At 46.2% G+C, this 22,527-nt stretch carries 21 protein-coding genes, 1 pseudogene and 1 riboswitch; of the genes and pseudogenes, 2 read left to right on the top strand and 20 right to left on the bottom strand.

The genetic code is table 11. The features are described from left to right. Nucleotides 1-28 precede the first annotated feature (28 nt). The 4 genes from spoIVA to HUG15_RS10875 all read right to left on the bottom strand — a co-directional run bounded on the left by spoIVA (nucleotide 29) and on the right by HUG15_RS10875 (nucleotide 3,711). Nucleotides 29-1,510 carry a stage IV sporulation protein A gene (gene spoIVA, locus HUG15_RS10890; RefSeq protein WP_200128634.1) on the bottom strand — a complete coding sequence of 494 codons (1,482 nt, stop codon included), beginning with the start codon at nucleotides 1,508-1,510 and terminating at the stop codon, nucleotides 29-31. Between the two features lie 238 nt (nucleotides 1,511-1,748). Beyond that, complete coding sequence (locus HUG15_RS10885) at nucleotides 1,749-2,477, bottom strand: hypothetical protein (RefSeq protein WP_200128633.1); 729 nt, start codon at nucleotides 2,475-2,477, stop codon at nucleotides 1,749-1,751. A gap of 26 nt (nucleotides 2,478-2,503) precedes the next feature. Then, entirely contained in the window at nucleotides 2,504-2,704 is a 201-nt protein-coding gene (locus HUG15_RS10880; protein WP_246476578.1) for a DUF2768 domain-containing protein, read from the bottom strand. Nucleotides 2,705-3,453: 749 nt separating this feature from the next. Continuing rightward, complete coding sequence (locus HUG15_RS10875) at nucleotides 3,454-3,711, bottom strand: stage VI sporulation protein F (protein ID WP_200128632.1); 258 nt, start codon at nucleotides 3,709-3,711, stop codon at nucleotides 3,454-3,456. 238 nt (nucleotides 3,712-3,949) lie between these two features. Between HUG15_RS10875 and HUG15_RS10870 the strand changes: the two genes are divergently transcribed. Both HUG15_RS10870 and HUG15_RS10865 read left to right on the top strand, forming a co-directional pair. Then, nucleotides 3,950-4,558, top strand: coding sequence for a CPBP family intramembrane glutamic endopeptidase (locus HUG15_RS10870; protein ID WP_200128631.1), 609 nt, complete (start codon nucleotides 3,950-3,952; stop codon nucleotides 4,556-4,558). A 230-nt stretch (nucleotides 4,559-4,788) separates the two neighbouring features. Further along, nucleotides 4,789-6,105, top strand: coding sequence for an IS1380 family transposase (locus tag HUG15_RS10865; RefSeq protein WP_200128630.1), 1,317 nt, complete (start codon nucleotides 4,789-4,791; stop codon nucleotides 6,103-6,105). Between the two features lie 373 nt (nucleotides 6,106-6,478). Here HUG15_RS10865 and HUG15_RS10860 read toward each other — a convergent pair whose 3' ends face one another. From HUG15_RS10860 to HUG15_RS10795, 16 genes and pseudogenes are all read right to left on the bottom strand, one after another. Next, complete coding sequence (locus HUG15_RS10860) at nucleotides 6,479-7,504, bottom strand: NAD(P)H-dependent glycerol-3-phosphate dehydrogenase (protein WP_200128629.1); 1,026 nt, start codon at nucleotides 7,502-7,504, stop codon at nucleotides 6,479-6,481. A 29-nt stretch (nucleotides 7,505-7,533) separates the two neighbouring features. Continuing rightward, a complete protein-coding gene (gene plsY, locus HUG15_RS10855) occupies nucleotides 7,534-8,169 on the bottom strand; it encodes a glycerol-3-phosphate 1-O-acyltransferase PlsY (protein WP_200128628.1) in 636 nt (211 codons plus the stop codon). Between the two features lie 335 nt (nucleotides 8,170-8,504). Further along, nucleotides 8,505-9,818 carry a ribosome biogenesis GTPase Der gene (der, locus tag HUG15_RS10850; RefSeq protein ID WP_200128627.1) on the bottom strand — a complete coding sequence of 438 codons (1,314 nt, stop codon included), beginning with the start codon at nucleotides 9,816-9,818 and terminating at the stop codon, nucleotides 8,505-8,507. 61 nt (nucleotides 9,819-9,879) lie between these two features. Then, nucleotides 9,880-10,482, bottom strand: a complete 603-nt coding sequence (locus HUG15_RS10845) for a YphA family membrane protein (RefSeq protein ID WP_200128626.1) — start codon at nucleotides 10,480-10,482, stop codon at nucleotides 9,880-9,882. 239 nt (nucleotides 10,483-10,721) lie between these two features. Next, the gene (gene rpsA, locus HUG15_RS10840; RefSeq protein WP_200128625.1) at nucleotides 10,722-11,876 is read right to left on the bottom strand and encodes a 30S ribosomal protein S1; all 1,155 of its coding nucleotides are present in this window, start codon (nucleotides 11,874-11,876) and stop codon (nucleotides 10,722-10,724) included. A gap of 170 nt (nucleotides 11,877-12,046) precedes the next feature. Next, nucleotides 12,047-12,642: pseudogene (locus tag HUG15_RS10835) on the bottom strand (lysophospholipid acyltransferase family protein). After that, entirely contained in the window at nucleotides 12,642-13,322 is a 681-nt protein-coding gene (gene cmk, locus HUG15_RS10830; protein ID WP_200128624.1) for a (d)CMP kinase, read from the bottom strand. Before cmk ends, HUG15_RS10835 begins: the two are co-directional and overlap by 1 nt. A 180-nt stretch (nucleotides 13,323-13,502) precedes the next feature. Continuing rightward, nucleotides 13,503-14,855 (bottom strand): germination protein YpeB, encoded by a 1,353-nt coding sequence (gene ypeB / locus HUG15_RS10825; RefSeq protein WP_200128623.1) that lies wholly within the window; start codon nucleotides 14,853-14,855, stop codon nucleotides 13,503-13,505. A 14-nt stretch (nucleotides 14,856-14,869) separates the two neighbouring features. Continuing rightward, on the bottom strand, nucleotides 14,870-15,835 hold the full coding sequence (gene sleB, locus HUG15_RS10820) for a spore cortex-lytic enzyme (RefSeq protein ID WP_200128622.1): 966 nt from the start codon (nucleotides 15,833-15,835) through the stop codon (nucleotides 14,870-14,872). A 648-nt stretch (nucleotides 15,836-16,483) separates the two neighbouring features. Next, nucleotides 16,484-18,319, bottom strand: a complete 1,836-nt coding sequence (locus tag HUG15_RS10815; protein ID WP_200128938.1) for a bifunctional homocysteine S-methyltransferase/methylenetetrahydrofolate reductase — start codon at nucleotides 18,317-18,319, stop codon at nucleotides 16,484-16,486. A gap of 29 nt (nucleotides 18,320-18,348) precedes the next feature. Continuing rightward, a complete protein-coding gene (locus HUG15_RS10810; RefSeq protein ID WP_425504038.1) occupies nucleotides 18,349-19,473 on the bottom strand; it encodes a methionine biosynthesis PLP-dependent protein in 1,125 nt (374 codons plus the stop codon). A 106-nt stretch (nucleotides 19,474-19,579) separates the two neighbouring features. Continuing rightward, nucleotides 19,580-19,684: riboswitch (SAM riboswitch) on the bottom strand. A gap of 123 nt (nucleotides 19,685-19,807) precedes the next feature. After that, nucleotides 19,808-20,131, bottom strand: coding sequence for a hypothetical protein (locus tag HUG15_RS23045; RefSeq protein WP_246516594.1), 324 nt, complete (start codon nucleotides 20,129-20,131; stop codon nucleotides 19,808-19,810). A gap of 249 nt (nucleotides 20,132-20,380) precedes the next feature. Then, the gene (locus HUG15_RS23040; protein WP_246516593.1) at nucleotides 20,381-20,764 is read right to left on the bottom strand and encodes a hypothetical protein; all 384 of its coding nucleotides are present in this window, start codon (nucleotides 20,762-20,764) and stop codon (nucleotides 20,381-20,383) included. A gap of 58 nt (nucleotides 20,765-20,822) precedes the next feature. Next, nucleotides 20,823-21,101: a hypothetical protein gene (locus HUG15_RS23035; protein ID WP_246516592.1), complete on the bottom strand. Its 279-nt coding sequence runs from the start codon at nucleotides 21,099-21,101 to the stop codon at nucleotides 20,823-20,825. 253 nt (nucleotides 21,102-21,354) lie between these two features. After that, nucleotides 21,355-21,519: a hypothetical protein gene (locus HUG15_RS10800; RefSeq protein ID WP_200128620.1), complete on the bottom strand. Its 165-nt coding sequence runs from the start codon at nucleotides 21,517-21,519 to the stop codon at nucleotides 21,355-21,357. Between the two features lie 33 nt (nucleotides 21,520-21,552). Next, entirely contained in the window at nucleotides 21,553-22,518 is a 966-nt protein-coding gene (locus tag HUG15_RS10795; protein ID WP_200128619.1) for an asparaginase, read from the bottom strand. Between the last annotated feature and the right edge of the window lie 9 nt (nucleotides 22,519-22,527).

Here is a 22,527-nt window from a genome sequence, read left to right as displayed (position 1 = left end):
CGAACCCCCGATGAACGGAGGAACGGTATTAAAGAATAATCGCGATCAACCCACCCGAGCCTTCATTAATAATTCGTTCCAAGGTTTCTTTCAGTTTATAGCGCGCGTTCTCGGGCATGAGCGATATTTTCGCCTGAATCCCCTCTCGCACAATGGAATTCAACGATCGGCCAAAGATATCGGAATTCCAAATCGAGAGTGGATTTTCTTCAAAATCTTGCATGAGGTAACGAACAAGTTCTTCGCTCTGTTTTTCCGTACCGATGATCGGAGCAAACTCCGACTCTACATCCACTTTAATCATGTGAATGGAGGGGGCGACAGCACGCAAGCGGACCCCGAAGCGAGACCCTTGCCTAATGATTTCCGGCTCATCCAGGCTCATATCGGCAAGGGCCGGAGCCGCGATGCCGTAACCGGTTTGCCTTACCATTTTCAACGAATCGGAGACGAGATCGTATTCGCTTTTTGCATGGGCGAATTCTTGCATCAATTGCAAGAGATGATCTTTTCCGCGTATTTCTACACCGACGACTTCTTTTAAAATTCGGTCATAAAGATCGTCCGGCGCGTACAAATCGATATCGGCCACACCCAGCCCCATTTCCATCCCCGCGAGGGAAGCGGAGTCAATAAATTCGTAATCCTCGCCAAAATGGCCAACGACACGGTCGACATCGCGAAGCCTTTTAATGTCCCGCACCGTATCTTTTACCGATTCTTCATACTCTCTGCGCAACCAGTGATCTTCATTGAGGACCATGACCCAGCTGGGAAGGTTTACGTTTACCTCGTGTACCGGAAATTCAAAAAGCACTTCCCTGAGTACACGGTAAATGTCGTGTTCGGACATGGATTCCACACTTAAAGGGAGCACGGGAACATCATGGGTCTCTTCGAGATGATGTTGGAGTTCCCTTGTATCCGGATGATGGGGCTGCGTTGAATTCACGATGACGATAAACGGTTTACCCACTTCTTTTAATTCTTCGATGACACGCTCTTCCGCTTCCACGTATTCTTCCCGCGGCAATTCGCCGATCGTCCCGTCCGACGTTACAACGACGCCTAGGGTTGAATGCTCTTGGATGACCTTGCGTGTCCCGATTTCAGCTGCTTCCTGAAACGGGATTGGCTCCTCGTACCACGGGGTATTGATCATACGGGGGCCATGCTCATCTTCGTATCCCTTTGCCCCGGACACCGCATACCCGACACAATCAACAAACCTTACATTGACATCGAGCCCTTCATCTACATGCAGTTCCACGGCCGTATTGGGGACAAATTTGGGTTCTGTTGTCATAATCGTTTTCCCTGCAGCGCTTTGCGGCAATTCATCCTGTGTTCGAATACGGTCCGTTTCATCATCCATGTGCGGAAGGACGGCAAGTTCCATAAATTTCTTGATAAATGTAGACTTTCCCGTCCGCACAGCACCGACGACGCCTAAGTAAATATCCCCTCCTGTGCGTTCCGCGATATCCTTAAAGATATCCACTTTTTCCACGAGATCCCCTCCGTTCTAAAATATACACTTCCGTTCAAAGAAATGCGTGATTGCTACTCCATCATATGATGTTGTCCATATCTTTATGACGTTCATCATTCGAATTCCTTGGCTAAACCGCCAATCGCTATTGGATGAAGTCTTTATTTTTATTTTCAAAAAAGGCGATCAGTCGCCATATAAAAAACCCCTTTCTCTCTATATATAGATAGAAAAAAAGAGGTTTAGAACAATACCTTTAATCTCTTTTATCCGTGAATGCCGGTTCTCCGTTTTCAATCGTGTAAGGCCTTGATAATACAGGGGCCACGGCAAACTCATCCGTCAAAATCGAGCGAATATCATCTTCATCCTCAATTTCCGGATCGCCTTCTTGAAGGATACGGTTCAAATCGCTGCTGTAATCAATGATGACTTCCCCATTCTCGTCGAGATACAGGGGCAGACTCGTCGCAAAATACGGACTCTCTACCGTCGGCTGTTCATCATAGCCTAAACGTTCATAATCCAATGAAAACACACCCGGGCCTATCATATCTTCGATAGGGGGAAATTCATTCGCCCGCTCATATTCACGAATGTCTCGCTCAAAATCCCGGGCTTCTTGTAATTGCATCGCATCAATGACCCGCACTTCCGGATCTTCTTCCACATTAATCAATGTATAGTGATAATTGCCGCCATTTTCAAAGGAACTTGCAGGCGCTTCCTGCATATAGCCGGGAATAAGCGCTTGAAAATCAACTTGATAACGTTCATACAGATTGGTATCCCCTTCGAAATCATCAATCGGGGGCACCCCATGAGCAGATTGATACTCCTCTACAGCGGTTTGCACCGATTGAAGCTGTTCTGCCTGTGGATGACCGCGATGATCATCTGATTCGGCATCCCCGGGATAAAAACAACCGCTAACAAAAAACAAACACATAAACAAGATGACGAATGGTCTTAAATGCCGCAGCATAGGAGAATCCTCCAATCCTCGTCCATTTATAAATCAGCCCTTGAACCGGGAAGAACGACAACCAGCATGATAATACCCGCTACCAATAAGCAAATAAATGAAAAAGCAAGGACGAGAAACCGAAAAAAACCGGACAATTTCTGACGGCCGAGCAATGCTGTGATGGAGGAGACGAACATGAGAAATAAACCGACAAAAGAAAGCCACATTGTATCTAACGCGCTCACAAAGTTACCCTCCTTTAAACCCTGTCACATTATAGCACAGCGAGCTACTTCATGGCGACCGTGGCGGATGGTTCATTCCGCTTATAGCAGATCCATGGCGCGTCATGGCGACCGAGTAGCGCGGGCTGCTCCATTTTCGGGCTTCATGACCGCTCCATGGCGACCGAACAGGGCTGGCTTCTACAGTTTCGGGCTTCATGAACGCTCCATGGCGACCGAACGGGGCGCGGTTCTACAGTTTCGGGCTTCATGATTGCTCCATGGCGACCGAACGGGGCGCGGTTCTACAGTTTCGGGCTTCATGATTGCTCCATGGCGACCGAACGGGGCTGGCTTCTACAGTTTCGGGCTTCATGATTGCTCCATGGCGACCGAACAGTGCGCGGTTCTACAGTTTCGGGCTTCATGACCACTCCATGGCGACCGAACGGGGCACGGGGCTACTGTTTCGGGCTTCATGATCGCTTCATGGCGACCGAACGGGGCACGGGGCTACTGTTTCGGGCTTCATGATTGCTCCATGGCGACCGAACGGGGCTGGCTTCTACAGTTTCGGACTTCATGAACAGGTTGCGCATGGGGATGAGTGACAAAACAGAAAACAGGTTGTCCAAATGACAGAAACCGGAGACAATGATCTCCGGCTAACTAAACCTTTCTTCCAAAAAGGTGGAACCCTTTGAGGATATGGTTCCTGATATCCTATGCGTAACATCCCCGGAACGCGCTTGACGAACGCCCAGTTAGAACTAATCTCGAAATAATTCGCTTAATGATGCAAAATCAAGGGGAACCTGGTTGTTGGTAATTGCATGCACCAAGTATTCTTCTTTGTCCCTTGACACTCGAACACCCGCCATTTGCGCAACATCATGGATGAGTTGTCTAACCGATTCCTCATCTTGAAAGTTCGCACCCTGTGCTGCGCTTGCTAAATTTTGCAAGTCCCCCTGGTCAACATTGGTTTTGTTTTGAATATGATCAAAGATTGAATCATGGCGATTCATATTCGCTCATCCCTTTCCATTTAATAACTCATCCCCATTATATGACGATATGAAAAAGGTGTGAGCCATTCTGGATGTGGGAGGTGGCAGGTGGCAGGTGTTAAAACAAAATCGCGACGTCCAAAAAAGGTTGCAAAGATTTAACCCTTTGGATATGCTTTTTCTAAGAGAGGCATTTGTCGGTACAAAGTTATACCGCAGTCGTGCCAGTTAATGGAGTTACTACAGGGAGTGTCTAATGAAAACACGTGACGAGAAAAAAACTGCGATCATACTGGCAGGCATCTCATCTTTTCTTACTTTTTGGCTTATGTTTATGTATTTAAGAGATAATCAACAATTTATTGAGCATCGATTAGGAGTTAACCCTGAAACTTTTAATAATCCGATTGTTTGGATACTAACTTTTGTAATTGCAATTGGATATATTATGTACACTGCTAGAGTGATTCCTTTTGTACGTGAGAACCTATTTACAATTTCATGGCTTAAAGTGATCGGTATATGGATTGCAATCGTTTCCAGTACTTTAGAAGAGATTTTATTTAGACAAATATTGATGGATTGGCTAATGAGTTTAGATTTTTCACTAACTATACAAGTGCTAGCGTCAGCCATCATTTTCGGGTTGGGACATAGCGCGTGGGTGTTACTTGGAGGAGATTTGAAGATTGCTCTTCCGGCTATATTGGCTACGATAGCCCTTGGTGGATTACTTGCCATTTTGTATATAGTTGCGGATCGAAATATACTTGCACCGATTGTTGCTCATGTTTTGATTAACTTATTTATTGAGCCCTGGCTTATACTTGCGGTCGTTACTGGTAATTGGAAAAACACAGAGTAGTATGAAAACTAATACATAAAGTATGCCTCAATCGCACACGAATTATTGAACAAAAGTAAACGAACCAACATCAAAATCCTGATATATTCACAGAAATTCGCAAATGAATGATTAATCCCCTGATCATAGGGCATACAGCTAAAATGAATAGTCATCTAATAAATGAAAAAAGAATCCTTTTCTGTTAGAGTTAAATCAAGGAAAAAATAACCACAGAAAGGATTCTTCTAATGACTACTTTAACGCAAGTAACCCTGGATTTCAATCGCAAAATGAAGCTGTCGAATGATGGAGGTGCTCTTTCCTCTGATACAGGTGAGATCTTATTTCGAGAGTTCGATGAAAAACTTGGTTTCTTTCGCACCTTGGATAAACATCTGCATCTGAAAGACGAGCGACTGTACCATGTCCATTCGAATGAGCAAATGCTTCGACAAAAGATTTACCAGATGATTGCCGGCTATGCTGAAGATGATGCGGCGGATAAACTAACAAATGATCCTGTGTTTAAGCACATCATTGAAACGGATGCGTTAGCCTCTCAACCCACTTTATCTCGCTTTTTCCCGCGATTTAATGAAGCATCGATCGACCAACTCAATCAAGCCAACCAGGAGCTCTTAGATAAAGTCCACCAAGTGAGGGGCTCCAAGAGTCTTATCTTTGATTTGGACTCCACACATGCCGATACATACGGCGAGCAAGAATCAACAGCTTTCAATGCCCATTACGGAACCGTCGGCTTTCACCCAATGGTCGCTTTCGATGGCTTGACCGGTGATTTTATGAAAGCCAAACTACGCCCGGGAAATGTCTACACATCCAATGGGGTTGTGGATTTTGTGAAGCCCCTGATTGCCCATTACAACGAAACGTTTCCTGAGACGATCCCATTTCTGCGTGGGGACAGTGGCTTTGCGGTTCCAGGGCTGTATCAGTTATGTGAAGACGAATCCGTCTATTATGTGATTCGTTTGAAATCCAACGCCAATCTGCAACGGCTTGCCGATGAGCTGCATCCGGCAACGCCGCCATCTGACGTCACGCAAACGGAATGCTATTATGAGGAAACTGAATACCAAGCCAAATCATGGGCCAAGCCTCGAAAAGTCATCATTCAATCCGTACGTCCGGCCGGCGAATTGTTCTTTACGCATGCCTTCTTTGTCACAAACCTGTTCGATGCCTTCTCTCCCAAAGAAATCGTCCGTTCTTACCAAAAACGTGGAACGATGGAGAATTATATCAAAGAAGCCAAAAATGGGTTTGACTTGGATCGAATGAGCAGCCATTCGTTTCAGGCCAACGAAGCAAGGATGATGGTCAGCTTGTTAGCGTACAATTTAACGAACTGGCTGCGCACGCTTTGTTTTCCGAAAGAACAAAAAAGCATGCAAATCCAAACCATACGATCGAAGGTCATTAAAGTGGCAAGCAAATTGGTGAAATCAGGGCGTTCGCTTTATTTCAAACTATCTTCAAGTTTTGTCTATGAAACCTTTTTCTGGCATGTGCTCAATCGCATTCAAAGGCTAAAACTAGAGTGACATGCAATCGCTCCTCATTTTTTTAAAAGCCTTTTCAAGACCAAGGGAGACGTATGTCCAAAAAAGGGCATTTTTCAGCGGTTGTCATTGTACCTCTTTACAATTTCAATTATTACGCCTCATTTTTGTGAACAAAACCGAATAATGGTGGGATTTGATGTTTCATTCCGCTTTCACTTGGAAGTATGAATAATTCAGGAAAATTTAGGTTTAAAATAATTAAACAATAGGCCAAAGAAACGAGTTAGCGAAAGAAAAACACGGAGACTGTGGAAAAGCGCAGTGGGAAGACCCCGAAGAAAAAAGCGATCTTCTTTTTTCCACTTTAAGACCCCCATGCAGCGTCAGCTGCATGGGGGTCTTAAAAAGAAAATTACCATTCAACGATATGCTCCGTTTCTTTTTTAGGGTCTCTGTCCATGAGTAATTGTCCGGCCCGGACCGGCGATTGGCCATTAAAAAGAACATCATATATCGCGGTTGTGATAGGGACTTCCACCCCTTCTCTTTCTGCCAATTGCGAGACGGCTTGTGTCGTTTTCACGCCTTCCACGACCATTCCCATTTCCTCAAGCACTTGATCGAGTGAGACCCCTCGGCCCAACCGATAGCCGGCGCGCCAATTTCGGCTGTATTTGCTTGTGCAAGTGACAATCAAATCTCCAAGTCCCGATAAACCTGAAAATGTTAGCGGATCGGCCCCGAGTTTTGTCCCAAGGCGTGTCATTTCGGCGATTCCTCTCGTCATGATTGCCGCCCTGGCGTTATCTCCATACCCCAAGCCTTCGGCAAGTCCAACCCCGAGAGCCATCACATTTTTTAAAGCTCCGCCTAATTCTACCCCGACCATATCTTGGCTCGTATATACACGAAACTGGGTGTTCATAAACAAGTCTTGGCTGCGTTTGGCAGCGTCCATCACTTGCGATGAAACGGTGACCGTCGTCGGTTGCCGGCTCGCCACTTCCTCGGCATGACTCGGTCCGGACAACACGACCAAATTGGAACTCAATTTGTGCATGCCTTCCTCCGCCATCATTTCCGATACCCGCAAAAGTGTATCCGGTTCGATCCCCTTTGTAGCGTGAACGATAAGCGGGATTTCCATATGAGCTTCAAGTAATTGGCGCGTCATCCCGCGAATGCCCGAGGTAGGAACACTGACAATAACCGCCTCGCGCTCCTTAAGCGCCTCTTTCACATCCGTCGTCGCCGTAATATTTTCCGGAAGCGTGATGTTGCTTAAATATTGTTCGTTCGTTTTGTGCTCATTCATTTCTTTCGCCTGGGAATGACGCCGTGCCCAGATCGTAACATCGTGCCCGTTATCTGCAAGAACAATCGCGAGAGCGGTTCCCCAACTTCCCGCTCCCAAAACAGCCACTTTTTTTGCTCCCATACATAGCCCCCCGTTGGTTGAATGACTCATTATTGTCCAAGTTTACTTTCATTTCCGCTGACCAACCGTTGGATATTCGTTCGATGCCGCCACAGAGACATTGCCCCTACGATACAAGCAAGGTAAAAATACGGCCACGGATGTCCATAATAATCCATCATAACGAAAAGAAGGATCGGGGTCGCGAGTGCAAAAATGATGGAGCCGAGTGATACATAGCGCGTAATCACTACCGCCAAAATCGCGACAATTCCAACGTAGATAGCCGGAAAAAAAATCAATGCCGCGATGACTCCAATGGTGGTGGCTACGCCTTTTCCACCGCGAAAACGATGATACACCGGCCAATTGTGGCCAAATATAGCCAACAATCCGCTAATTGCCGGTGCCCATCCTTCATATCCTTCGAAAAGGGAGAGACCTGTCCCGCTAAATAAGCTTTCAGCCCAAAAACCGAACCAAACGGCGATCACCCCTTTCAAGCAATCCAGTGCAAGCACCAAAATCGCGGGACCTTTTCCGAGCACCCTTAACGTATTCGTCGCTCCCGCGTTCCCGCTCCCATATTGGCGGATATCCACTTTTTTAACCTTTTGCGTAATGATATAGCTGACACTCAACGATCCCAACAAATAAGCCATCAAACCGGCGATAAGTACATCCATCGTTGAGGCTCCCCCTCCCCTATCCGTGTTAGAAAACGACTTTAAAAACGACTCTTCATCAAAATCTATCGTTGATATCAGTGAATATTTATGGTGATAACACTAGCTAGCGGAGGAAAAACACGGAGACTCCTGTGAGAAAACGCAGCGGGAAGACCCCGCAGAAAAAAGCGCAACTAAGGCTTTCGCCATAAAAGCTTGGCGACAAGCCAAGTTTTCTAACGAGGAGGCTGGACGCAAGCCCACGGAAAGCGTCGTGTTTTTCCGCAGCGGTTACCATCGTTCATGATTACATCTATTTTTCAACCATAGATTTTAGTGTTGACCCTTAAAAACTAGTCATTTTTTTTACGGGCAATGACCTTTAAAGGTGTACCCTCAAATGCGAACGCCTCCCGTAAACTGTTTTCCAAAAATCGCCGATAGGAAAAATGGAGCAAATCCGGATCATTCACAAATACAACAAATGTGGGCGGACCGACGGCCACTTGGGTGGCATAATTAATGCGCAATCGTTTCGTCCCGGAGGTTGGTGTCGGATTCATGGAAACCGCGTCGAGAATGACGTCATTAACCACATGGGTCGGCACATGCATTTGATGATTTTCCGACACGCGCTGGACGACGGGGAGAACTTTTTGAACGCGTTTAGTCGTTTTGGCTGATACGAAAGCAATCGGCGCATAGGAAAGAAAAGCGAACCCTTTGCGAATCTGTTCCGTAAATTCATCCATCGTACGCCCGTCTTTAGAAATCGCGTCCCATTTATTTACGACGATAATGACACCCCGCCCCGACTCATGGGCATAGCCTGCAATTTTTTTATCCTGTTCAATAATGCCTTCCTCGCCGTCAATCACAACGAGAACGACATTCGCGCGTTCCAACGCCCTTTGCGCCCGTAACACACTGTATTTTTCCGTATTTTCGTATACTTTTCCCCGTTTTCTCATTCCGGCCGTATCGACAATGCGATATTTTTGGCCATCCTTCGTAAAACCGGTATCAACCGCATCCCTTGTCGTACCTGCAACCTCACTTACGATCACCCGTTCCTCTCCGAGAACCGCGTTCACCAAAGAAGATTTCCCGACGTTCGGTCGACCGATCACGGCAAAATGGATGGTATCAGGTTCAAGGTCGCCGTCATCGTTCGCGGGAAAATAAGTAAACACTTCATCCAACATATCACCGATTCCGCGACCATGTGCACCGGATATTGGAAAAGGTTCCCCGAGCCCCAATTGATAAAAATCATAAATTTGCGTCTGCATCTCCAGGTTATCTATTTTATTGACGCCAATTACGACCGGTTTATTTGAACGGTACAACAGGTTCGAAACATCTTCATCGGCGGCTGTCACCCCGTCACGCCCGTTCACGAGCAGAAGGATAATGTCCGCTTCTTCGATTGCAATTTCAGCCTGTTGGCGCATTTGTTCCAATAGCGGTTCCTCATCAAACGTAATCCCGCCTGTATCAATTAAATGAAACGTGCGGTTGAGCCATTCCCCTTCTCCATATATACGATCACGGGTGATCCCCGGTATGTCTTCAACAATGGCGATCCGCTCGCCGACAATACGGTTGAAAATCGTGGATTTCCCCACATTTGGACGACCCACGATCGCAACGGTCGGTTTCGACATTTTTTGCTTTCCTCCTATTTCTCAATCTGTCTGCGTCTTTTCACCTTCAGCCACGCCCCATCTATAAAGGTAGGCCGCTTGATCGTTTGGCATTGCCCGTCCCAACCAGTCTCCATGCAAATTGCTCCAACCAATGCCAACACACCAGGAGGACAAGAACAGTGGCCAACGTATTATAAAAATGAACATCTGCCAAGTATAAGTTTCCCGTTAACGGCATAACGGTAACGGCAGCAATCAGTTCACCGAAAGCAAATGCCAAAAGAACCAACGGATACCGGCTTTCCGAATGTCCATGAAAAAATACCATTACAAAAGAAAGCACAACAGCAGGTATCCACGTTTCACCGAGCAGAAAAATAACCGGGTTATACCAAACCATGAGCTGAAAACTTGCATATAAAAGCATGAGTGCAGCGGCAAGGACAATGACTTTCCATTTGTGGGCAGCCGGCAAAACCCCGGTCCATAAACATGCAAGCATCATAATAACTCCATACGCCGCCGATAATTCCACAACACTTAGCGTCAATGTGATTGGAACAAAGATGATCGTTATCAAAATGGCGGCGGCAAGAAAGGCCTGTCTCTTCGTTCTCTTCATAAAAAACGTGGCAATAATCCAAAGCATCCAAGCGAACCAAAAAAATAATGCATATTCCATATGAATCCTCCTGTCCGGACATCCTCCATTATGGACAGGAACGAAGATTCATAGACAGGGGACTGCCAACTGTTAGAAAACTTGGCTTGTCGTCAAGCTTTTATGGCGAAAGCCTTAGTTGCACTTATGTAGGTAAGAAAGTTGATTTATACTTTCTTACCTACCAAGCGGAAAACAATCGGCGAATCCAACGATTCGCCGATTGCCTTCGCTTCACTTTTGTGCCCTAAAACAATTTGTTAGTTACGATATTTATCCAACTGGTCACCAATCATGTCACCAAATGAAAAACCCGTATGGTCTTCTTCCGGTTCTTCAAATTCTCGTTGAACTTTGCTTTCAGTAGTTCCTTCTTCTTCCAACTCGCGAATGCTGAGCGAAATTCTTTGATCCGAGGGGTTAATATCAAGCACTTTCACTTGAACCGCTTGTCCTTCTTCAAGTACTTCGCCGGGTGTGCCGATATGACGGTTGGCGATCTGGGAAATGTGGACGAGTCCCTCCACTCCCGGAGCAACTTCCACAAACGCCCCGAAGGAGACAAGCCTTTTTACCTGGCCGTCAATCACATCTCCCGGTTGAAATTGGCCTTCAATAAGTGTCCAAGGTCCGGGAAGCGTTTCTTTAATCGACAAAGATACACGCTCTTTCTCCGGATCAACGCCCAAAATTTTAACTTGAACTTCTTCGCCTTCTTTTACGATCTCTCCCGGAGACTCTACGCGGTGATGGGCCATCTGCGAGATATGAACCAATCCATCAACCCCGCCGACATCGACGAATGCGCCGAAAGAAGTCAACCGTTGGACTTTCCCCGTCACTTCCGCGCCGACTTCGAGATTATTAAGCACTTCTTTTTTCCGGTGATCTTCTTCTTCATCAAGCACTGCTCTTCTCGAAAGGATCAGCTTGTTATCTTCCGGATCAATTTCAATGATTTTAAGTTCCAGTTGCTTCCCTTTGTATTCAGAGAAATCTTCGACAAAATGCTGTTCAACGAGCGATGCGGGAATGAAGCCACGGACCCCTACGTCAACGACAAGGCCCCCTTTGACAATCTCCGCTACCTCTGCTTCGATCAAATCCCCTTGCTCAAATGCTTCTTGCAAAGATGCCCACGCTTTGTCGGCACGTGCCCCACGAAGGGAAAGGACAAGCTCGTCATCTTCCAATTTAATGACCTTTAGCTCCACTTCGTCACCTTCATTTAAAGCGTCCGATACTTTTTCCACGTGCAAGCTGGAAATTTCACTGATCGGAATGATGCCGTCTACTTTGTATCCAGCGTCTACAAACGCTTGTTTTTCTTCCACTTTCGTTACTTTTCCGCTGACGATATCATCAACGTTAAACTCCTTCACATTCGCCATTTCGTTGTTCATCTCTTCGTCCATTGCCGATTTGCCTCCTTACCCTTGTCGGGAACAAAACTCTTTTTCACAGGTAAGAAATTATAATCAACTTCTTACCTGCATAAGTGAAACCAAAGCTTTCGCCATAAAAGCTTGGCGATAAGCCAAGTTTTCTAATACAAAACCCTTTCAGTAAAAATGAAAGAATGATGTTAACCTTTTTGCGGACCTTCCACTTCATCCCTAAGCATCCGAATATGACTCATTATTTGTTCGGTTACTTCCCGGGATGATGCTTTTTCATTTCGTAAATCATCGAGTGGAACCGGCGGCCCGTAGCGAAGTGCCACTCTGCGAAAAGGCTTGTATGTCCCCCGTACATATGCGGGGATGACCGTCGCTTCACTTTTCAATGCAAAAAAGCCGGCGCCGGCAAGCCCTTCTTCTTTCATTTCGCCCGTCTTGCTGCGGTTCCCCTCCGGAAAAAGGAGCATCATTTCCCCGTTTCCGAGAACACTTATCCCTTGTCGAAGGGCTCCGCGATCACTGCCTCCTCTTTTCACCGGAAAGGCTCCCAGCTTTGTAAAAAAAGACGCGGACCATTTTGAGGCGAACATTTCTTCTTTTGCCATAAATCGGAGCGGGCGTTTGATATAAGAACCGAGCAGGGGGGATCAAAGTTGCTCTTATGATTGCTGCAAATAATGACAGGTCCTTCTGCCGGTATATTTTCTTTTCCCTCGATTTTGGCGAAAAAAACCAACGATAAAACGACACGGCAAATCAGTCGACCGATCCTGTATAACATCAACTTTCATTCTCCTTCTCTCGGGCGATACGGCAAATGCGCGCAACCACTTCTTCAATCGTTTGATTTGTCGTATCGACGAGCACCGCATCCCCTGCTTGTTGCAAAGGAGCGATCGGCCGCTCCCGGTCAAGCCGGTCACGCCGTTTAAGCGCTTCTTTCGTTGTGGTTATATCAGAAGGACGCTGTTTCTCCATATTCTCCAAATGCCGTCGTTTCGCTCTTTCTTCCACTGATGCATCCATGTATATTTTCAATTCGGCACCGGGAAGTACGTAAGTACCGATATCCCTCCCATCGAGGACGACCCCTTTCTGTTTCGCTAACTGTTGCTGCCTGGCCACCATTTCTTCCCGAATTTTTCGATGGGCAGAAACTTCAGAGACTTTCGCAGTAACAATTTGTGAGCGAATTTCCTCTCCGAGCCGCTCTCCGTTCACAAGCACCTGCACTTCGCCATCACTTTGTTGTTCGAGGGTGATCTCCATCTCTTTTAATAGTTCGATAAGCGATTGTTCATCTTGTTCGGATACTTGCGCTTGTAATGCACGGAAAGTGAGAGAGCGATACATCGCCCCTGTATCGATGTATAGGTACGATAGTTTTGCAGCTACTTCCTTCGCGACTGTGCTCTTTCCCGAACCAGCCGGTCCATCAATGGCGATGTTTATCTTGTGCATATTGCCCCCCGTATGTAGAAGCTGATATCGTTATGTCGGGGCGACCCGAACACTGCTTTAAGCTTATCATACAAGCGTATACAAGACAAACGATTGAGTATTATTAGCCGAAAAAAAAGAATATTAAATTTTATCGTTATGATAAACCGACGAATAGCCGTAACCATTCGCCGGTTCTTTTTACATTGCATCGTAGACAGGTTCTGCCCCTTGCATGCGCTTGACATCTTCTTCCGTCCCGTCATTCGCATTGATAAACAATTGATACGTGTCATCGTTCATCGTTCCGTACAATTCATACGTTAACACTTCTTCGCCGGATTGGTTTTCAATCACTGCCAAATGCTCTTCTCTAACTTCCAGATTCTCGTGTACTTCGTCTAATGCTTCTTCCAATGAAAGCTCCGGATCCAAATCGTGGCGTTCGCGATGATTCGCCAAATAATCGGCTCCTTTATAACCAACGACATCTCCGTCGTCAAGCGCCACTTTCATGATGATCGCGTCCGGATACAAGCGTGCATCATTTGCAGTTGGAACAAATTGGAATGTTCCAATCGAATCATATTGCTTTCCGTCTACCAGCTCTACATCGTCGAACCCACGTTCATCGAGAAAATCAGCGGCAATTTCGGATGCTTCATTTAAGCTGATATTCGTTTCCGTAATCGGGCGGTCTTGCATCACCCACGTCGGTAACCCGCCCCTTAGCGTCATGTCCATCGCGTAATTGCTTTCCCCGTCAGGGTCTTCAATATAAATTTTGTATCCTTCATACGGGATCCCTTCGCCCAAACGACTGATATCCGCATTCGTATCATCAGGAACATTCAGGAATTCACGTGCCCTTTCAACGGCCTCTTCTTCATCAAATTTTTCTTTATCCTCCACCACATTCGCAAGTCGTTCCTCGGCATCGACAGGAAAACCGGTATCATCGTTCCAATTATTCTCGCCAAAACCTTTCGCTTTTTCATCGATTTGTTGGATGCCATCGATGGCTGTCCCTTCCCCGGGGTCTGTGTTGGCCACCAATTCCGTTTCAATATCTCTCCAACGAATATCATCGGCGAGTACATTGGCTTGCACAGTGCGAAGATCCCCGGATAGTTCACCCGCTTGTTCATAAAACGTTTCCAGTTGTTCATATTCGTCATCGGTTAATGGTTCTTCGGCCCGATCCCGTATCGCGACGTCATGGGTAAAGTCGGCAACATTTGACAAATATTCTTCTGTCTTGTCAATCGGAACGAGCCCCATCGGCAGGTCACCCATATCGCTATGTGCCAATGATGAAATTCGCCATACCTCTGCCATCGATCCGTTCATATTAGCAACGCCGTTTGTTGCCAAAGACGCTCCCAACTCGTCTTGCATATGATCCAGATGAAAGGCGAGTTGGTGAAATGCTTTTTGATAATTGTTTTCATGGCTAATCGCCAGCGCTTCTTTTTCCTGGTGTTCGTTATACGCGAACACGCCGGTCCCAATCAGGGCAACCGATAAGACAGCAATGAGAATTGCTCGAAACATCCAATCACCTCCTGTTAATCTGCAAACACGTGTTTTCCAATCTCTGTATGCACATCACGGCTAAAGATCCATTCCGAAGTGGCCGTTTCCGGGTTGTAATAATAGGCGGCTCCGTTCGATGGATCCTGGCCATTAATCGCATCCAAAACGGCCTCGCGTGCTTCTTCATCCGGCTCCAGATAAATTTGTCCATCCGCAACCGCCGTAAAAGCTCTCGGTTCAAATATGACCTCATTTGCCGTGTCCGGAAATTCAGGATCATCGGTACGATTAATAATAACGGCCGCAACGGCTACCATTCCTTCGTATGGTTCTCCCCTTGCCTCCCCGTAAACGGCATTAGCCATAATCTGTATGTCATTATCCGAGTAACCTTCCGGAGCATTCATTGCTTTTTGAACGTTCGCTTGATCGTCTTGGCCCTCGTCAGGCTGTTCTCCGCCTGTATCCGGTTGTGCACCTTCTTCCGCTTCCGGTTCAGGGGCAGGTTCTTCTTCATCTGCCGTTTCTTCCGGAGCGGGTGGTTCTTCACCGCTCGGCTCTTCTTCAGCCTCGGGAGCCTGTTCCTCTTCTGCTTCACCGCTGCCTTTCGGCCCTTTTTGTATCTCGTTCGGCGTACTTCCATAATGGGTAAATTCCCGAGCATTTTCCAATGCTTCTTGTACGTGCTGCTCGTCATATTCCGTTGTCTCTTCCAAACGGTTTTTCAATTGCTCCCCGACGAGCCCGTCCACCTCCATCCCAAATGCTTCTTGGTATTCACGAACTCCCCAATACGTGCTCCAGCCAAACACACCATCAATGGTTTGATCAAAATAACCAATGTATTGAAGTCTGGCTTGCAGCTCTACAACATCATCTCCGGTAGCACCTTGCTGGATGATTTGATCACTAAAGGCTTCACCCCTGTCAGTGGCAAATCCCAGAACGCCACCCACTACGATTAGCGTTGCAAGGAAGTAGCGGACGCTCCCTTCCATTTGCCTTACCTCCTTCTTTTCACTTAAACTTACTTTCATTGCCTTTATTTTTCGAGAAAAACCGGAATTTATACGTGCAAAAGAAAAAGTCTGCCATTAAGGCAGACAAGTGAATCAGAACGTTGTTAGGTTTTAGGAAAAGGGCAATCATGGGGGCGGGAACAATTGCGGATATGACGTTGGTAAGAGCGCTGGCACTGGTGGCGCTGTTTGGGAATTCTTTCCGAAAACACCTATTTACGATTTGATGTGATTATCGAAATCAGAACGTAACTACGTTCGCTGAAATTAGAATGGAAGACGCCTTCATATCGTCTAAAAACGGCTTATCCGTTTAAAACATTAGAAAAACTTGGCTTCCGCCAAGTCCTTATAGCGGAAGCCTTACTTTTACTTATACTTTACCCCTTTAACAAAGTTAAACATTCTTAAAGTGGAACATAAGAAAAAGCGGATTGGTAGCTTTTGCGTGGAGTGGCGCGTAATCCCAAACTCTGAGGGACGGCAATAGGATTCCCGACCCTCTATGAGTGGGAAGCCTTCGGTTTGAGGGATGGTGAGGACATTGTTACTCGCTTTACCTATCGTTTTGTCCTCACTTCCTGCACGCAGCTAACACTTTTCCCATTTCCATCTATCATATTTGAGTCAAAAACGTATCTTTTGCGCAGATCCGGACCTGACATCACTGGTGAGCCGAGCCGTGATGTGATAGCGCAGAAACGGGGTAATTAAGTATAGACGGCCAAACAAGTCAAGACTGGCGACTTGCAATTCTTTTGCGATTGCCAACCCTTCTTCTTCTCCTCTTTGGACGTCTCCCCTGCAAGCAGCCATTCGCTCCCGCACCTGCTCCGTAAGTTGAATGCCCGGGACTTCATTGTGCAAGAATTCAGCATTTCGCTCGTTGATTAAAGGCATAATGCCAATGTAAATAGGAATATCCAAATGGGCAGTCGCTTCTTTCAGACGTTGCAAAGTTTCTACATCGTAGATCGGCTGGGTCATTACGAAATCAGCACCGGCCACGATTTTTTTCTCCAACCGTTTCACGGCTTTTTCCATGGAACTTACATTTGGGTTGAAAGCGGCACCGACGGTAAACTGCGTTTGTAACCCTAACGGGCGCCCGGATTGGCTGAAACCTTCATTCATGGACTTAATTAACCGGATGAGGTCAAAAGAGGTAAGGTCATATACTGACGTGGCTCCCGGAAAATCCCCCACCTTCGTCGGGTCGCCGGTTACCGCGAGCACATCTCTGATTCCCAAAGCATGTAATCCAAGCAAGTGCGATTGCATGCCGATTAAATTCCGATCCCGGCAGGCAATATGTAGCAAAGGATGAGCGCCTGCCTGTTGCTTGATTAACGTGGACGCGGCAAGGTTATCGATACGTGAAGTGGCCAAGGAATTATCCGCGAGCGTAACCGCATCGGCCCCTGCTTCGTGGAGCGCCTTCGCCCCTTGTATAAATGTATCGATTTTCGTCAGTGACTTGGGCGGATCAAGTTCCACGATAATGGAAGGATCCTCTTTATCCAGTTGAATGGTATTTCCGACTTCCGCCGAAGCTTGTTCGCGCACCGTTGACCCTTTCGCACGCGCCTTTACAATAGGAGCTTGGTGTTGCAATTTATCCTTAAAGGAACGGATATGTTCCGGCGTTGTGCCACAGCAACCGCCCAGTAAGCGCACCCCTTGATTCCGAAACTCCTCTGCTTGGTTTTTAAAATAATCCGGGTTTGACTGGTAAACGAGACGGCCATCTTGAATGCCTGGCAAGCTCGCATTCGGATAGGCGGAGAGATACGTCCCTTCCGGAACGGAAACTTCTTCCAATGATGCAATCGTTTGGGCAGGACCCATCCGGCAATTAATCCCAACAACGTCCGCACCTTCATTCAACAAGCGCAAGAGAGCATCATTGATGGGAATCCCTCCGTGCAAAACACCCACATCTCCTAATGAAACGTTCCCGATCACCGGCATGTCCGGCGATAACCGTTTAATGATCCGCACCGCTTGAATAAGTTCGTGTAGATCATAGTACGTCTCCAAAAGGATGACATCTGGATCCTCGGCCATAAGCGCTTCAGCTTGTGATTGGGTCGCTTTCTTTATGTCTTGATTGGTGAAAGAACTTGCTCTTCCATCACGAATCCCGCCGATGGTCCCTGCTACATATACTTCTTTCTTGCCGTTCGCCGCCTCTTTTGCCAGGCGCACTCCCAGGGTATTAATTCGAGCTGCTTCCTGTCCCAATCCATAATTATCCAATTTAAGCTGATTAGCTGCATACGTGTTCGATTGAATAACATTTGCGCCCGCTTCAATATATTCTTGATGTGCGGATACAACCATATCTTCTGCGCGGCGATTGGCATCTTCGATCGAACCGCTATACCCCCGGTTGTACAACAAAGTACCGATCGCCCCATCTCCGATTAAAATCTCATCTTTCAATTTTTCCAGAAACTTCACCTTCATCCCTCTCTCTCTTTTCGCCATGGCTATACTTGGATCGCGCGTCCAGCTTCCTGTAGGGCCCATTCAATATCGGCAATGATATCTTCGTGATTTTCAATGCCGCAAGATAAACGCATTAATTCATTCGTCACGCCGTTTTTAATCCGAACGTTTTCGGGAATATCCGCGTGGGTTTGAACACTCGGATACGTCATTAAACTTTCGACGCCGCCCAGACTTTCGGCAAATGTGACGAGCCGCAAATGGCGAAGCAATGGGTCGACGAGCTTCTCGTCCTGAACTTTAAACGAAAGCATTCCTCCTTTGCCCGTATAGAGGACTTCCGTGATAAGCGGATGTTTTTTTAACATTTCACAAACCGCGCGGGCATTTTGTTGATGTTTTTCCATTCTTAGCGCCAGCGTTTTCATTCCGCGAAGTAGCAGCCAGGAGTCAAAAGCTCCGAGTGTCATCCCAATCCCATTTTGAATATTGAAAAGACGCTCCCCTAACGCTTCATCATCAGTAACGACGAGCCCTGCCACGATATCATTATGGCCGCCCAAATATTTAGTGGCGCTATGAATCACAATATCCGCGCCAAATTCAATAGGCCTTTGCAATAACGGGGTGTAAAACGTGTTGTCAACAATCATGAGCAAATTATGTTCCTCGGCTATTTGACTGAGTGCATCTAAATCCGCTTCCTGCATTAGAGGATTTGTCGGCGTTTCAATAAACAACGCTTTCGTATTCTTTTCAATCATTTGCTCAACGGATTGCAAGTCTCGCGGGTCAACATAATGAACGTCGACCCCCCATTGCGGCCAGTATTGGCGAAACAATCGGTATGTGCCGCCATACAAATCCATGGAAGCGATGATTTCGTCTCCTTGAGAAAACAAACTGAGCACAGCTTGAATCGCCGCCATACCGGAACTGCAGGCAAAGCCATGCCTTCCCCCTTCCAATTCGGCGATCGCCTCTTCAAGCACCTCACGCGTAGGGTTTCCGGTACGGGCATAATCATAGCCTGTTGATTCACCGACACCCGTATGCTCAAAAGCCGTGCTCATGTAAATCGGCGCATTGACGGCACCGGTACGTTCATCTCTGCGGTTGCCTGATTGCACAAGCTTTGTCTCCTTCGTATATGTCCTCTCCATCATCCCTTCTCCTTTCCCAGCTACTGCACATGTAAGTTTAGAAAAAATAAAAAATGCCCTCTTCTTGTGTATCGAATAAGAAGAAAGCATTGCCACCGATGAATGCATCTTCTTATCGCCCGGAACCACCGTTCCGAAGGAAGTAGCACCTGACTCCGGGGAGCTGGTTGCTGAGACATCTTTGGACCTTTCCCTCCGTCTCTCTTGATAAGAACATTATTATTATTTTACTGTCTCATTATTGTACAGGAATTTCCGTCATGTGTGAACCTCTTCAACTAAATCAAAGATTTTGATGGAGCATCCCTTATCTTAAATACGGCACAAACAAAAGCGGTTAAGCCACCTTCGGCGACTCTAATGCTTTCGTAAGGCTAATTAATGAAGATAAGGTTGTATATGTCCTTTTTGCCAAACCAGGAACTTTTGCCTGAAGGGACAACCATCGCTTTTCAGAAATGGTTTTTTGAATGCCACGAACAAAATATCGTGCGCCGATATTATATGACCCCGATAAATCGGCATGATAGACTTTGCCTGTTGTAAACGTGGCAAGGTCTTTTTTGCCATTGCGTTCCACTTTTCCGGAACCATCAAATGCCAATTTACTCGTATTACGAGCATTCACTCTTAATATGCGCATACTAAGATAGTGCGCCATCTCCGTTACCTTGTTTTGAGAATCCCTTTCTTTCGCCAGTAACGGAGCTTAAAACGAAGTTTTTTCGCGCCCCAATACCCTTTCACCGTCTTCATTTTGTCCAGGAATTCGAATACAATGACATCGCAATTGTTTTCACTTGCAAATGTCACTATTTTCTGCGACGTATCATTCACGATGTGTTTTTGAACCCCATTGATTTTTCTCCAAAAATTCGGCGCTACAATCCAACCAGACGTCCGTTGTGCTTTACGTAGTTTGTTCGTCAACGTATATAACCGGTCTTTTTTCTTTTAGCTGGTTAATAAACTCCCGAGCCAAGACAGTGCCGTTTACATCCATGACGGAACAAACTGCAGAGTTGTTAATCCCTAAGTCTACTGCGCATACTTTTTGGTCAATAATTTTGGTTTTATTTAATGCCACTTTTGATTGATAGCTGAAGTTAAGGAAATACTTCTTCCCGACCTTAACAAGTGTAGGATTGTTTTCTCTCCAAATCCCAAACCCCACGTTTATATAGGTCTTGTTCCTTAAATGCGATATCAATCCATACCCAATCATTGTTATGAAATATTTTGATTTGGGCCGTGTCTCTGATGTTCTCTCAAACATATTTCCTCGATAAAACACCGGAAACGCCTTCTGTTTTAATTGCAACCTCGGAGGACTCTTTTTAAAATTTCTCCCTTCAGAAAGAGCGATTGCCTTCTCTTCGGAAATACGAAGGAAACTTATAAAACCGAACATTAAACGCCCGGCACTTCGGAGAAGGGTTTGATTTAGTCGTATGAATGAGTTTTTCCACCGCAACAGTGATAGACTTCGTCGTCATCTCACCAAGAGTATCGAATCCTTTTTCTATGACTTCGATTATAAAAGCCAGTGCGTCGTTGTAGATATCTAGTGTTGCATCGAAGATGCGTGAATGGTTTGTAATCTTGTGTGACAAAGTTCTAACTCTATTCATCACCAAACCCTCCTTCCGATAGTTTTCCAAGGTCATATACATCAGAAACATTTGTTTGCTTTTTATTCTACGTTATCTTTTATGTAAAGTCTAATTCTACACTTGGTCATCAGATAGTTACTTCCCCTCTTTCGAAATAATTTTAAGAACAAGACCTTAGCGCCTAACCCCCGCTAAATCGTAGATTTTGAAGGGGAATGCGGCGCTAACTTTTTTGTTCAAGAGGCGCGGATGTAGCTTTAGTAGGGGAGGGTTACTCCGGAGATGCTTCTACGACAAAATCATCTTCATTGCCGCATACGCACCGCTTAAACCCTGTCTCATATTGCCCGTTCCCTTTTTGGCGGCCTCGCAAGATGTATTTCTCGCCGCAATCCTGGCAACGGATTACGATGCGGTACCTTGTATCCGTCGTCACTGCCGCTTCCCTCCTTCACACCGGGATGGAGTTTCACTTGTTGAACGCTTCCTGGAGGTCCGTAACACCGGTTTCCAAAAGCACATGCAGCTTTATCTTTGCTTTTCGGCTACTATAATCCTTCCCTAAAATAACCCCATGATTCATCAGATCGTACGTGCTTCCTTCATATTCATATGCTGGATAGACCTCGCCTTCATTTGCGCTCGTCGTAATCACAATCGGGACCCGGGCATTCGCGATCACCGGCATAAAAGCCGGCGGAACTTGTCCTCTTCCTAACCCTTCAAGGACGATCCCATGCGTCGCCCCCGTTTCCAGCAAAAGCCGTAGCAATGATGGCGACGAACCTAAATGGGCTTTAATAATTTCAACCTGAGACCCGGAGTATCCTATCTTTGTTTTCGGTATATAAATATCGCGATAAAGCGGCCTTTGATAAAGATTGACGCGGTCATTGTCAATCAAGCCAAAGTATCCGTATCCAGGTGCATGAAACCCTTGTACATTAGAAGCATGCGTTTTTTGTACATATTTCGCAGAAAAAATATGATCATTAAAAACGACAACCGAACCGAGCTGGGCAGTATGTTCGTCGGCAGCGGCTATCATGGCATTTCGCAAATTAACAAACGCATCGCTGCCCACTTGGTCCGGTCCTCGCATGGAACCTGTAACGACAAGAGGTTTTTCGTTCTCCACCGTCAAATCGAGAAAATAGGCGACTTCTTCCAACGTATCCGTCCCGGAAGTAACGACCGCACCATCGATTCCTTCTTGTCGCAACAAATCTTCAATATATGCCTTTAATTGCCATAAATCTTCATACCCGAGATGGATGGACGGTTTGTTAAACAACGAAACAATCTCCAACTCAAAAGGGACGTCACACATATCGACGAGCTCTTCACCGCTTTTTTCTCCGGCACGCAAGCGTCCTCCGTCTGTTTTTTTGCTCGCGATCGTCCCCCCGGTCGTGATCAATGCAATCTTTTTCATCGCTTGAAT

This window comes from Salicibibacter cibarius (genome assembly GCF_016495725.1).
GTDB lineage: Bacteria > Bacillota > Bacilli > Bacillales > Marinococcaceae > Salicibibacter > Salicibibacter cibarius.
Note: the sequence above shows the minus strand (reverse complement) of the source record. Positions and strands in the feature narration are given on the sequence as shown.